This is a genomic window from Burkholderia sp. PAMC 26561, assembly GCF_001557535.2.
GTDB lineage: Bacteria > Pseudomonadota > Gammaproteobacteria > Burkholderiales > Burkholderiaceae > Caballeronia.
Window position 1 is genome coordinate 3,127,805 of record NZ_CP014306.1, and the last position, 13,285, is coordinate 3,141,089.

Annotated in this window: 12 protein-coding genes; 2 read left to right on the top strand and 10 right to left on the bottom strand. The window is 60.9% G+C overall.

All coding sequences use genetic code 11. From position 1 onward, the window contains the following. Position 1: 1 nt before the first annotated feature. The 4 genes from ispG to ndk form a co-directional block, all read right to left on the bottom strand. Positions 2-1,321, bottom strand: a complete 1,320-nt coding sequence (ispG, locus tag AXG89_RS14370; RefSeq protein ID WP_061999534.1) for a flavodoxin-dependent (E)-4-hydroxy-3-methylbut-2-enyl-diphosphate synthase — start codon at positions 1,319-1,321, stop codon at positions 2-4. Between the two features lie 228 nt (positions 1,322-1,549). Beyond that, on the bottom strand, positions 1,550-2,710 hold the full coding sequence (locus tag AXG89_RS14375; protein WP_062170022.1) for a RodZ domain-containing protein: 1,161 nt from the start codon (positions 2,708-2,710) through the stop codon (positions 1,550-1,552). A 230-nt stretch (positions 2,711-2,940) separates the two neighbouring features. Further along, positions 2,941-4,083: a 23S rRNA (adenine(2503)-C(2))-methyltransferase RlmN gene (rlmN, locus tag AXG89_RS14380; protein WP_062170023.1), complete on the bottom strand. Its 1,143-nt coding sequence runs from the start codon at positions 4,081-4,083 to the stop codon at positions 2,941-2,943. A gap of 111 nt (positions 4,084-4,194) precedes the next feature. After that, positions 4,195-4,620 (bottom strand): nucleoside-diphosphate kinase, encoded by a 426-nt coding sequence (ndk, locus tag AXG89_RS14385; RefSeq protein ID WP_061999536.1) that lies wholly within the window; start codon positions 4,618-4,620, stop codon positions 4,195-4,197. Between the two features lie 291 nt (positions 4,621-4,911). Here ndk and AXG89_RS14390 point away from each other — a divergent pair, with 291 nt between their 5' ends. After that, positions 4,912-5,610: a Bax inhibitor-1/YccA family protein gene (locus tag AXG89_RS14390; RefSeq protein ID WP_061999537.1), complete on the top strand. Its 699-nt coding sequence runs from the start codon at positions 4,912-4,914 to the stop codon at positions 5,608-5,610. A gap of 102 nt (positions 5,611-5,712) precedes the next feature. Here AXG89_RS14390 and rlmD read toward each other — a convergent pair whose 3' ends face one another. From rlmD to surE, 6 genes are all read right to left on the bottom strand, one after another. Further along, on the bottom strand, positions 5,713-7,089 hold the full coding sequence (gene rlmD / locus AXG89_RS14395) for a 23S rRNA (uracil(1939)-C(5))-methyltransferase RlmD (protein ID WP_062170024.1): 1,377 nt from the start codon (positions 7,087-7,089) through the stop codon (positions 5,713-5,715). A gap of 142 nt (positions 7,090-7,231) precedes the next feature. After that, positions 7,232-8,008, bottom strand: coding sequence for a 3'-5' exonuclease (locus tag AXG89_RS14400; protein ID WP_061999539.1), 777 nt, complete (start codon positions 8,006-8,008; stop codon positions 7,232-7,234). 65 nt (positions 8,009-8,073) lie between these two features. Beyond that, positions 8,074-9,165, bottom strand: coding sequence for an RNA polymerase sigma factor RpoS (gene rpoS, locus AXG89_RS14405; protein ID WP_061999540.1), 1,092 nt, complete (start codon positions 9,163-9,165; stop codon positions 8,074-8,076). 11 nt (positions 9,166-9,176) lie between these two features. After that, a complete protein-coding gene (locus AXG89_RS14410; protein ID WP_061999541.1) occupies positions 9,177-10,178 on the bottom strand; it encodes a peptidoglycan DD-metalloendopeptidase family protein in 1,002 nt (333 codons plus the stop codon). A gap of 5 nt (positions 10,179-10,183) precedes the next feature. After that, complete coding sequence (locus AXG89_RS14415) at positions 10,184-11,344, bottom strand: protein-L-isoaspartate(D-aspartate) O-methyltransferase (protein ID WP_062170025.1); 1,161 nt, start codon at positions 11,342-11,344, stop codon at positions 10,184-10,186. Beyond that, on the bottom strand, positions 11,341-12,099 hold the full coding sequence (surE, locus tag AXG89_RS14420; protein ID WP_061999542.1) for a 5'/3'-nucleotidase SurE: 759 nt from the start codon (positions 12,097-12,099) through the stop codon (positions 11,341-11,343). Before surE ends, AXG89_RS14415 begins: the two co-directional genes overlap by 4 nt. Before the next feature lie 206 nt (positions 12,100-12,305). On the opposite strand from surE, the gene AXG89_RS14425 reads away from it, so the two are divergent. Continuing rightward, a complete protein-coding gene (locus AXG89_RS14425; protein ID WP_062170026.1) occupies positions 12,306-13,280 on the top strand; it encodes an NADPH:quinone oxidoreductase family protein in 975 nt (324 codons plus the stop codon). The last annotated feature ends 5 nt before the right edge of the window (positions 13,281-13,285 follow it).

The window sequence follows — 13,285 nt, forward strand, 5'->3', positions numbered from 1 at the left end:
TTTAGAGTGTTTCTGCCTGCGCGGTTTCGCGCTTGCCGTAAGTCCGCGTGACGTACTCGCTGACGATTTGCTGGAAATCCTGGGCGATGTGTTCGCCGCGCAGCGTCTTGACCTTCACGCCATCGATGAACACCGGCGCCGCAGGATTCTCACCGGAACCGGGCAAGCTGATGCCGATATTCGCCTGCTTCGATTCGCCCGGCCCGTTCACGATGCAACCCATCACCGCAACGTGCATTTTCTCCACGCCCGGGAACTGGTCGCGCCAGACCGGCATTGAGTCACGCAGATACGTTTGAATCTGCGACGCCAGTTCCTGGAACAACGTGCTCGTGGTGCGTCCGCAGCCCGGGCAGGCAATGACCATTGGCGTGAACGAGCGCAGACCCATGGTCTGCAGGATTTCCTGCCCGACAATCACTTCGCCGGTCCGCGCGCCACCCGGTTCGGGCGTCAGCGAGATCCGGATGGTGTCGCCGATCCCTTCCTGCAAGAGCACCGACAACGCCGCCGTCGATGCCACGATGCCCTTCGATCCCATCCCTGCCTCGGTCAGCCCGAGGTGCAGCGCAAAGCTGCAGCGCTTTGCCAGTTCGCGATACACCGCGATCAGGTCCTGCACGCCGCTGACCTTGCACGACAAGATGATCTGGTCGCGCCGCAAGCCGAGTTCGACCGCGCGTTCCGCCGAGCCGATCGCCGATTGGATCAGCGCCTCGTACATCACGCTTTGCGCTTCCCAGGGCGTCGGGCGCGCGGCGTTCTCGTCCATCATGCGGGCGAGCAGATCCTGGTCGAGACTGCCCCAGTTCACGCCGATACGAACCGGCTTGTCGTACCGCGCAGCCGCTTCGATCATTTGCGCAAACTGCGTGTCGCGCTTGGCACCGGCGCCCACGTTGCCCGGATTGATACGGTACTTCGACAGCGCTTCCGCACACGCCGGATAGTCGCGCAGCAGCGTATGCCCGTTGTAGTGGAAATCGCCGACGAGCGGCACGGTCACGCCCATCCGGTCGAGTTGTTCACGTACCGCGGGGACCGCCGCCGCTGCTTCAGGCGTGTTCACCGTGATCCGGACCAGCTCAGAGCCGGCCTGCGCCAGTTCCTTGATCTGGATTGCGGTACCGATTGCGTCCGCGGTGTCGGTGTTGGTCATCGACTGGACGCGCACCGGTGAATCTCCGCCGATAGTGATGAGCTGGCCGCCCCAGCGCACGTCGACGGCATGCGATGCCCGCCGTTTCCACGATCCGCCGAAAACAGGCTCCGACGAACAAATCTTGCTTTCAATAAGGGGGTGTTGAGCTTCGGATTGCATCTAAGTGACCCTCTGCGTTGCCGGATGCCGCACGGAAGACGCGTTTCTGGAATGAATGAGACTCAAGGACAAGGATCGGCGTTTGACAATCTTTAACGCCGAAACGAAATCTTCGCACGATTTCGTGTCAAGCCTGAGGATCGAGGTCAGACGCCACGATCCGGCGCAACTTGTTACGAAGGCTCCGGCATACGATGCACGGAGCCTGCGGCACGGACTTCAACGGCTTCAGGGGAGCGAAAAACGCGCGACGTTACCCTTGGCCGGCCCGAACTTGGCGGCCTCGACCGGTTGTCCGTCGAACGTCAGCGAGTCGAGGCCTGCGCGATTGCCGATCGTGATCTTGAACGGCGCTTCGCCCGCCACACGCTGCACCGAATCGGCCTTGACCAATCCTGAGAACACTTCCTTGCCGTCCTTCTGGCGGACGCTGAACCAGCTGTCGGCCGCCACCTTCAATTCGAGCGTATTCGAGCCCGTGCCGACCGCAGCCGCAACGGATGCGGGTGTGGGCGCTCCGGCCTTCGCCGCATTCGTCAACGGAACTGCAGCGGGAACACCCGCGCTTCTGGCGGCGGCACCCTGAACTGCCGAAATGGTCGATGACGACGCCGGCAGCGCGTTCGTACCCAGCGGGCTCGGCATTGGCTGAGCGCCAGCTTGCTGCGTAGTCGCGTTGTTCTCTGCTGCGCCGCTTGCAGCCGTCGTATCGGCCGGCGCAACCGAACCGGCATTTGCGCTCGACTCTTCAGATCCAACTACGGCCGAACTCGTGCTCGTATCGCCGCCGGCTGACTGGCCCGTACCATTGGCGCTTGCTTTGAAACGGGCAAGCCACGCGGCGGAGTCACCGCCGGTATGCCACATTGCAAGCGCGATCACCGCAACGACTACAGCCGCCACGCCCCACAACCACGACCGGCGCTTAGGGGAACTGCCAAGCGGCACCGGTACACGGCCTCGCGGCAATCCTGCACCCGACGATGCCGGCAACGACAAATTCTGTTCAACCGGACCGTTCGCCTGGCGCAACGCCGCAGTGAACGGCGCCGGATCGGCGCCCATGATCTTTGCGTAGCTACGCACAATGCCGGCCGCGAAATTGCGATCGGGAAAAAGACTGAGATCGCCGCTTTCAAGCGCGCGCAACTTTTGCGGCGAGACCTTCAACCGCGCGGAAACGTCGTCAAGCGACCAGTTCTTCGCCTCGCGAAGCTGCGTCAGACGCGCCCCTACCGCTGCGACCGATTCAAGGCGCGCGGCCTGGATTCCACCCTGCGCGGCGCTCGCGGCCCGCTCCGGCTGGCTTCCCGGCACATCGCCGGCTTGGCCGCCCGACTGGCCACCTTTATGAGCGCCAAACGGCGTCGGGTGCTGCGGCTCACTCATCCCAATTTCCTCGCATCGATTCTTTTTTGTCGCTGCTCAGCTTCGTTGCCAAGCACGGCGCTACCGCACGGACTTGCCGCGCCGGCGTTGCAGACCGCTTTATAACAAAATGCGCGGTGTTGTGCGCCGACTTTGATCGTTTATTGCTGATTATTCCGATTCCGTAACCGAATGACACGTATCAGCCTGGAGCGCTCGTCTTGCGGCGCCGGCGTGGCTGATGAAACGAATCAGACAGCCCGAACCTCAATTACCTTCGATGCCTTGCCCATGCGCTGCGCAAGACGCGTACGGTCCTGGACCGCACCGGCCAGTTGTCCGCATGCCGCATCGATGTCGTCGCCGCGGGTCTTGCGCACCGTGGTCACTACACCGGCGTCCATCAAAACCTGCGCGAAACGCTTGATCTGCTCGTTCACCGAGCGCTTCAACCCGGATTCAGGGAACGGATTGAACGGGATCAAATTGAATTTGCAAGGCACGTCGCGCGTGAGCGCAACGAGCTCGCGTGCATGCGCTTCGCTGTCGTTCACGCCGTCGAGCATGCAGTACTCGAACGTGATGAAGTCGCGCGGCGCCACTTTCAAATAGCGCTGGCATGCCGCCATCAGTTCGCGCAACGGATACTTCTTGTTCAGCGGCACCAGCATGTCGCGCAAGGGGTCGTTCGGCGCGTGCAAGGATACCGCGAGCGCAACCGGCAAATCCGCGCCAAGCCGGTCCATCATGGGCACGACACCCGAGGTCGACAAGGTCACGCGGCGACGCGACAACCCGTATGCGTTGTCGTCAAGCATCAGCCGCATGGCGGGCACCACGGCGTCGTAATTGAGCAGCGGTTCGCCCATGCCCATCATCACGACGTTGGTCACCACACGATCGGCCTTGCCATTGTTCGGCGCGCCGTAAGTACCGCTCTTCGATGCACGCAGCGCAAATTCCGCCATTCTCAACTGGCCGATGATTTCGCCTGTGCTCAGGTTGCGCGAGAAACCCTGCTTGCCGGTCGAGCAGAACCGGCAATTGACTGCGCAGCCCGCTTGCGATGAAACGCACAGCGTGCCGCGATTTTCTTCCGGAATATAGACGGTCTCGACCGCGTTGCTACCGCCCACGTCGATCAGCCACTTGCGCGTGCCGTCGGTGGAAACATGGTCGCTGACGATGGCGGGCATATCCAGACTCGCCCGCCCTTTCAATTTTTCGCGCAGTGACTTCGCCAGATCGGTCATGCCGTCGAAATCGTCGACGCCGAACTGGTGAATCCAGCGCTGCAGTTGCTTGGCGCGAAACGGCTTCTCCCCCAGGCTGTCACAATAAGCGACAAGCCCGGCGGCATCGAGATCCAGAAGGTTGACGGTGGAAGCTGTCATTCGATTTTCTGCCATTTCCCTGATGAGCGAAGCCGGGAAGCCGTTCAAAGCCGCACCCCAGTTCGCTTTTCGGTTATTTCGCGCCAATTCCTGCGATAAATCTACTCCGAATCAACGCGAATAAACGTTTACTTCGGGGAAGAAGAAAGCGATTTCCTGACGCGCCGTTTCTGCTGCGTCGGAACCGTGCACTGCGTTGGCGTCGATGCTGTCTGCGAAGTCAGCGCGGATGGTGCCCTTGTCAGCCTTCTTCGGATCCGTCGCGCCCATCAGGTCGCGGTTTGTCAGGATGGCGTTTTCGCCTTCCAGCGCCTGGATCATCACGGGGCCGGAGATCATGAATTCAACGAGGTCCTTGAAGAACGGACGTGCAGCGTGGACTGCGTAGAACTTTTCTGCATCAGCACGCGACAGGTGAACCATGCGCGACGCGATGATCTTGAGGCCCGCTTGTTCAAAACGGCTGTAGATCTGACCGATCACATTCTTTGCCACTGCATCCGGTTTGATAATCGACAGGGTGCGCTCGATCGCCATGAAAAACTCCAAAAAATTAACGGGTTACGAATATAAAGAATCGACAATTGTAGCACGAAGCATTGTATGATTGCGATGGAAACCTTACGACATCGTAAGCATCAAAGCTCAAGTCTCGTGACGAAATGCGCGGTAATTTTACTGGTTGAGCCATTGCAGTGCAGCACTGTTGATTTCGGTGCAACATAGGCGCATATCGCGTCTGTAAGGCTCGCCGCGTCGCGAAGTAAATAAGTCGAGCCGGAATTTTTGAACCAGTTGGCTTTACACAAGTTTAGGCAAGGAGAAACCATGAACGAATCCCCTTACGGTTTTGGTCGCACAGGCAGTGTCACGTCGTCCGAAACCCGCAATCGCGTTTTACGGAACACGTACTGGCTGTTGGCGCTCTCCATGGTGCCGACCGTACTCGGCGCGTGGGTAGGCGTCGCGACCGGCTTCTCGCTGTTCGCGGCAACCAGCCCGGCCATGAGTTTCATCGCCTTCATGGCGATCGCTTTCGGCTTCATGTTCGCTATCGAGCGCACCAAGAACAGCAGCCTGGGCGTGCTCGTCCTGCTCGGCTTCACGTTCTTCATGGGCCTGATGCTGTCGCGTCTCCTGAGCTTCATTCTCGGTTTCTCGAACGGACCGCAGCTCATCATGATGGCGTTTGGTGGCACGGGCGTGATCTTCGCGGCCATGGCGACCATCGCAACCGTGAGCAAGCGTGACTTCTCCGGTCTTGGCAAGTGGCTGTTCATGGGCGTGCTCGTGCTGCTGCTGGCCGCGTTTGCAAACGTGTTCCTGCATCTGCCGGCATTGATGCTGACCGTGTCGGTCCTCGCGATCGTGATTTTCTCGGCCTACATGCTGTTCGACGTCCAGCGCGTCGTGAACGGTGGCGAGACGAACTACATCAGCGCCGCACTCGCAATCTACCTCGACCTGTACAACGTGTTCACGAACCTGCTCGCGCTGCTTGGTATTTTCGGCGGGAATCGGAACTGACGCGGCGGAACTGATCCGGACAGCGAAAAAGTTTTATCGATAAAAAAAGCCGGCCTCATTTGGGGCCGGCTTTTCCATGTCCGCGACGGGGCTAGTTGCGGGTTAGTCGCGCTCGAACAGCGCGATCGATTCGACGTGCGACGTATGGGGAAACATGTTCATTACGCCAGCGCCCTTCAGCCTATAGCCCGCCTCGGTCACAAGCACGGCGGCGTCGCGAGCGAGCGTTGCCGGATTGCACGACACATATACAATGCGCTCAGGCATCAGATCATGATCGCCGTTCTGCGCCAGTTCCGCGAGCGCCTTCGACACCGCAAGCGCGCCGTCGCGTGGTGGATCGATGAGATATTTATCGAAGCGTCCAAGCGCACGCAGATTGTCTGCCGTAATCTCGAACAGGTTTCGGCATGCGAACGATGTGTGCCCGTCCACACCGTTTGCTTTCGCATTTTCAAGCGCGCGTTGAGTAAGGCTCTCGCTACCTTCAATGCCCACCACCTCGCGCGCAACCCGCGCAAGCGGCAGCGTGAAATTGCCGATACCGCAAAACAGATCCAGCACGCGGTCCGTGCGTGCGGAAGCCAGCAGCCGCAGCGCGCGGCTGACCAGCACGCGGTTGATCTGATGGTTGACCTGCGTGAAATCAGTCGGCTTGAACGGCATCCGGATGTTGAATTGCGGCAAGGTGTACGCCAGTTCTTGTTCGACCGGATGGAACGGATAAGCCGTCTCCGGCCCTTTGGGCTGCAGCCACATCTGCACGCCGTGCTCTTCGGCGAATGCACGTACCAGCGATTTGTCGGCTTCGGTCAATGATTCAAGAATCCGCAACACCAGCGCCGTAACCTCGGCGCCAACGGCGACTTCAATCTGCGGCAGACGATCGCGAACGGAGAGATCCTGAACCAGCTTGCGAAGCGGCATGAGCAACGCCGACACTTGCGGCGTTAGAACGTCGCAAGTCTGCATGTCGGCGACGAAGTCGCTTTTTTTCTCATGAAACCCGACCAGCGCCCCGCCCTTGCCCGCGATCAGCCGCACAGACAAGCGCGCCCGGTAACGATACCCCCACGAAGGCCCGTGAATCGGCCGATAGATGGTCTCGGCGCTCAGCTTGCCGATCCGCTCGAGGTTGTCCTCGAGCACGCGTTGCTTGACCGCGATCTGTGCGCGAACATCGAGATGCTGCATGGAGCAGCCGCCACATTTGCTGAAATAGGGACATTTTGGACGCGTGCGCATCACGCTTTCGCGCAGCACCTTGACGAGCAACCCGTTCTCGAATGCCGCTTTCCGGCGAAAGGTCACATACGAGACACGTTCACCCGGCAGCGCGCCTTCTACAAAGATAACCTTGCCCGGCGAGCCGTCCTCGGTGGCCGCGCGGCCGACTCCCTGCGCCTCCATATCGAGTGAATCGATTTCGATCTCGACCGGTGCGGCCGTCGGGTCCAACGGAACGATTCGGGCCGGCATGCTCCAGCGGCGGTTGGATTTTTTACGAGCGCGAGGCACCTGCGGACTTCCTGACTGATATTTGAACTGCGATGGGGACTGACGTCGAAGGGCAGGATTGTAAACGATGCGGGTGCGGCACTCGCCTGATGCTGCGGAAGGCTTATTGACCGAACGCCGCGAGATATTCCGCCCAGTGCGGCGCCGGCTCGAGCGCAAGGGCGTTCTTCACGACGTTGATTTCATCCGCATATTCTTCCTGCGAAAAACCGCCGCGCATCAACTGGAACCGGCAATACATCAGGTACGTATTGACCACGTCGGTCTCGCAGTAATTGCGGATTTCTTCGAGTCGTCCCTCCGAGAACGCTTGCCAGACCTTGCCACCGTCCATGCCGAGTTTTCCCGGAAAGCCGCAGAGCTTCGCCAACGCATCGAGTGGTGCATTCGCGCGGGCCTGGTACATCGCGAGCACGTCCATGAGGTCGGTGTGACGCGCGTGGTAGCGGCTGATGTAGTTGTTGTAGCGGAATTCGCGGTCATCGCTTCCGAGGTCCCAGTACCGCGAAGCCGCTACGCCGTGGATCATCGCGCGATAGTGCAGTACCGGCAGATCGAAACCGCCGCCGTTCCACGAAACCAGTTGTGGCGTGTACTTCTCGATCACGCGAAAGAACGACTGGATCAGCGTGGCTTCGGTGTCCGTCGTAGTGCCGAGCGAGCGCACGCGAAATCCCGTGTTATCACGAAACACGCACGAAATGGCGGCGATGCGCTGCAGATGGTGCGGCAGGAAGTCGTTGCCCACGCGCTCCCGGCGCGCGGCGAATGCGTGCTCGGCGACTTCGGCGTCGGTGAGCGTGGCGGAGAGATCTTCGAGACGGCGAATGCCGTCGACATCGGGAATCGTCTCGATATCGAAAACGAGAATGGGTGTCATTGCTTTATTCGATGCTGCGTTTTTAAGGAAAGCGCTGACCGGGTCGCCGCCCGAATTGCGAAAGGCTAGAGAACAGCGTCTTTGCGCACACCGTTCGATGCAAAAAATCGCTTTAGCCGCACTAGCGCTTCTTGCTGGATCTGGCGCACGCGTTCGCGCGTCAGGCCCATTTCGTCGGCGAGTTCTTCGAGCGTGGCCGGCTCGATGTGGTTCAGGCCAAAACGTCGCTCGATGACGTGCCGGTGTTTGTCGGAGAGACGCGAAAGCCAGAGCTTGGTCAGCGTTTCCAGTTCACGATGCTGAACTTCGGAATCGGGCGACTGGCTGGCGTCGTCGGATAGAAGGTCCAGCAAACTGCTCGCCGGGTCCAGATCGAGCGGCGCGTCCAGCGACGCTGTGTGTTCGTTCAGCGCGAGGATGTCGGTAACTTCTTCAGGCGTCTTCCCGGTGAGATGCGCGATGTCGTCGATGCTTGCGTCGCGCCTGTCCGGCGCGATTGCCGCAGTGGAATTCGCCGAGCTTTTCTCGAGATGACGTTTCGCGCGCAGCACCTGATTGAGCTCGCGAATCACATGCACCGGCAAACGCACCGTACGCGCCTGATTCATGATCGCGCGCTCGATGCTCTGGCGGATCCACCACGTGGCATACGTAGAAAACCGGAAACCGCGCGTGGGATCGAATTTTTCGATGGCGTGCATCAGGCCGAGATTGCCTTCCTCGATCAGGTCGAGCAACGGGACGCCCCGATTCAGATAACCCTTCGCGATGCTGACCACCAGCCGCAAATTGCGTTCGATCATCACCTGCCGCGCCTCGAATTCGCCGGCTTTCGCAAGCCGCGAATAACGCTGCTCTTCTTCGACCGTCAAGAGCGGCTTGACGCTGATGCGATTCAGGTAATGCTGGATGGTGTCGGCAGTGAGTTCCGCCTGCAGGATCGATTTGAAGTCGTCAACGTCGGGCACGGTATCGTTTGCGCCCTCCACTGCTTCCTTGCGGTTTGATCCGCTGTCTTCGTCGCTATCCAGCTCGGCTTCAGCCGCTTCGGATTCCGACTCGTCAGCGTGGTTCGAAGCGCCGTCTTCCACCGTTGTCTGCGTGGGTCTGATTAAATCAGTCTCGGCTTGCGGCGGATGGCGCTTCGATTTAGGCATGATGATTTCGCTTATTGCGGCGGCAAATACGTCAGAGGGTCGACAGGTTTGCCCTGCCGGCGAACTTCGAAATGCAACATCACACGGTCCGAATCGCTGCTGCCCATCTCGGCGATCTTCTGCCCTTTTGTCACCGCGTCACCTTCTTTTACCATCAAAGCGCGGTTATGTGCGTATGCGGTCAGAAAAGTTGCGTCGTGCTTGATGATGATGAGATTACCGTATCCGCGCAGACCATTGCCGGAATAAACAACCCGTCCATCCGCCGCGGCATTGACCGGATCGCCCGGCGCGCCGCCAATATTGACACCTTTGTTCTTGGCGTCGTCGAACGTGCCGAGAATCGGTCCGCGCGCCGGCCAGATGAACGCGGGTTGGGCCGCCGGCGCAGCCGCTGCCGCGCCGTTATCGATTCCGGTGGCGGGCTGGTTCATTGCCAGCCCGGGCGTCGCGCCCGGTACCGGAGGTTGCGGCGTTCCCATGCCGGACGATGAACCGTAAGCCGGCGCCTGCGGCAGCATGGTGCTGCCTGCGCCGTTGGTGGTGGCAGCACCGTTCGCGCCATTCGCGCCATACGTGCTCGTCAGCGGCTGCGCCTGCACGCCGCCGCCTACGATAGGCGCGGTAGACACGCCCGGCGTTGCGGCGGCAAGATTTGCACCCGGAGGCGCTACCCGCAGCAGCTGGTCAACTTCGATTTGATTCGGGTTCGTCATGTTGTTCCACGACGCGATATCCCGATAATTCTGGCCGTTTTCCAGCGCAATCCGGTATAGGGTGTCACCCGGTTTTACGCGGTAGTAGCCTGGCGGCGGCGGACCCGGCGGCAGGACGGCACCGTCCTGAGCGGCTTGCGTGCCGATCGCAGCTCCGGTCCGGTCGACGACCGGCGCATTGTCCATCCGTGTCGCGCACGCCGCCAGCACGGACAGCGCCGCGACACACACCATGCGCTGAACCACGGTCAAACCAGGGTTCGCGCTCACTTCTCGTTTAGCACGCAACATACTCATCGGTGTCAAATCACTCCGGATTTTAAAGGTACAAAGAAAACCCGATCAAGCTGCGACTCGCGCCATTGCGTGGGCGAAACGCGCTCGACGAGCGTCAGGATTTGCGCTTGCGCGGTTTGCGATCCGACCGGCGCAACCAGCCTGCCGCCAACGGCGAGTTGATCGAGCAGCGCTTGCGGAACATCGAGCCCCGCGCACGCTATGACGATGGCGTCGAACGGCGCGGCTGCCGGCAGTCCGAGCCGGCCATCGCCGTAATGCAAACGGATGTTCGGTACACGCAAGGGGCGCAAATTCAGCTTCGCGCGCTCCGACAACGGCCGAATCCGTTCAATGGAGTACACATCAGTTGCGACCTGCGACAACACGGCCGCCTGGTAACCACAGCCGGTGCCGATTTCCAACACGTTTTTCAGCGTTCGCCCCGCAGCAACCAGTTCGATCATTCGCGCGACAACCGAAGGTTTCGAGATCGTCTGGTGATGACCGATTGGCAACGCGGCGTCCTCGTAGGCCTGCGCCGCAAGCCCGGGGTCCACGAACATGTGCCGCGGCACCGCTGACATGGCCGCCAGCACACGCAGGTCTGTGATGCCGTTTGCGCGCAGCCGTTCGACCATACGTTCACGCACCCGTTCCGATGTCAACGCGTGCGTGCTGCCATGCGTTCCGTGCAACGCCGTCTTCCGGCCCGTACCGGACTTGACGTCCGGCTGCTGCACCGGCTTCGTATCCTGCGCCGCCTGAGCCTTCACGCTCGCGGCGAAGTCCCGCGTTTCGTTCAGGCGCGCACCGGAACGCAACGCCCCGGACTGATGGTGAGCCACAACCGCAGAAGGCTTCGGTGCGGCATGCGGCTTTCCTGCTGTCGTTCCCGGAACGCCGGCCGGCTTGACTACAGCGTTGGCCTTCGCTCCGGGATGAAGCGCCGTCGACAATTTCGCAACCTTTGCAGCCGCGGGTTTCAGCGTCGCGGCGCCGGCCTTGTGCGTTGCCCCCGCCGGCCGCGCTGCGCCGTTACCGCCCGCGATCGACTTCAGGACCGGCTTCGCGACCGGCCTGGCGTTCGATTTGCTGCTTGCATCGGGACGCGCAGTCGCTTTGCGCGGCTCGCGCACCAGGTCGGCGAGTGCCAGCGGGAAGCGTTTTGCGCGTTCTTCCGTCATGAACGGCTGCTCCGCGCCTCGGCCCACTCGCGCGTGGCGGGCAGCAGCTTGGTATGCGTGAGATCGAGTTGCAACGGCGTGATTGAAACATGTCCGTTCGCAATAGCATGAAAATCTGTGCCTTCGCTTGCATCGAGCGCGTCGCCTGACGGCCCGATCCACCAGATCGGGTTCCCGCGGGGATCGATTTGCCGGATCACCGGTTGCGAGGGATGACGCTTGCCAAGCCGCGTGATGCGCCACTCTCCCATTTCTTCGTAAGGCAGACTTGGAATGTTCACATTCAATAACGGATGGCCCGGCATGGGATGCGCCAGAAAATGCGCAACGATGTCAGCGGCAACGCGCGCTGCGTCTTCAAGATGCAACCAGTCGCGCCCGACCAGCGAGAACGCGATGGCCGGCACGCCGAACATGAAACCTTCTGTCGCCGCCGCGACCGTTCCGGAATATAACGTGTCCTCGCCCATGTTCTGGCCGTTATTGATACCGGAAACGACCAGGTCCGGCTGCTTTTCCAGCATGCCCGTCAGCGCGATATGCACTGAGTCGGTGGGCGTACCGTTCACGTAATTGAAACCGTTCGGCGCCGTGTGAATGGTGAGCGGGCGCGACAGTGTCAGCGAGTTAGAAGCACCGCTGCAATTCTGCTCAGGGGCCATGACCGTGACCTGCCCAAGCGGCTCCATGGCCGCGTGCAGCACGTTGAGCCCGCGGGCCAGATAACCGTCGTCGTTGCTGAGTAGGATTTGCATTCGACGATTGTAACCGAGGAAAGTAGGCCCGCGGCCCGGCCGTGGGGTCCTCGGCCGAACGGCCAGGTTTTCCGCGCAATGCTGGTTGATCTCGAGCGTTTTTCGTGCGTTTTATTAGACCGGATGGCTAACGCTGCGTCTCTGAACGCACGCCCGGGCAACGTCGTTTTACACTGGCGCATAGCGGATTTTTCAATGGAGACCCCATGCGCGCCATTCGATGCAACCAGTACGGACCGCCCGAATCACTCGTGCTCGACACCTTGCCGGATCTCCGTCCAGGCGCCGACGAAGTGGTGATCGACGTACGGGCGGCCAGCGTGAACTTCCCTGATGTGCTGGTTATCCAGAACAAGTATCAGACGAAGCCGGCACTGCCCTTCACCCCGGGCGCCGAGTTCGCGGGTGTCGTGCGAGAGGTCGGCATGAACGTCAGGCGGCTCAGCGTAGGCATGCGGGTCGCTGCTTACACCGCGCAAGGCGCGTTCGCCGAACAGGCGGTTGCCCGCGAAGCGGCCTGCATTGCCCTGCCCGAGGACATCGACTTTGCGAGCGCGTCGGCCGTCACGCTCGCGTACGGCACGTCGCATCACGCCGTGGTCGATCGCGGCGGCCTGAAAGCCGGCGAAACCATGCTCGTGCTCGGCGCGGCCGGCGGCGTGGGGCTGGCAGCGGTTGAAATTGGCAAGGCGCTTGGAGCACGCGTGATCGCTGCGGCGTCCAGCGCGGAGAAGCTGGCATTGTGCGTTGAACATGGGGCAGATGCGACCATCGACTATTCGAGCGAGAACCTGCGTGAGCGCATCAAAGAGCTGACGGACGGAAAAGGTCCGGACGTCATCTACGATCCGGTTGGCGGCGAGTATGCGGAACCGGCTTTTCGCAGCATCGGATGGAGGGGGCGTTATCTGGTGGTGGGGTTCGCCAACGGCGAGATACCGAGGTTGGCCCTCAATCTGACGCTGCTGAAAGGCGCCAGCATCGTGGGCGTGTTCTGGGGCCAGCACATACAACACGAACCCGAGCTCGCAGGCGCAGCAATGAAGCAGATCTTTGGTTGGATCAAGGAACGCCGGCTTCGCCCGCACATCACGAAGCGTTATCCGCTCGCGCGAACCGCCGATGCATTGAGCGACATGGCGAGCCGGCGTGTCTCGGGCAAGATCGTGATCGAGCCGTGAACGAT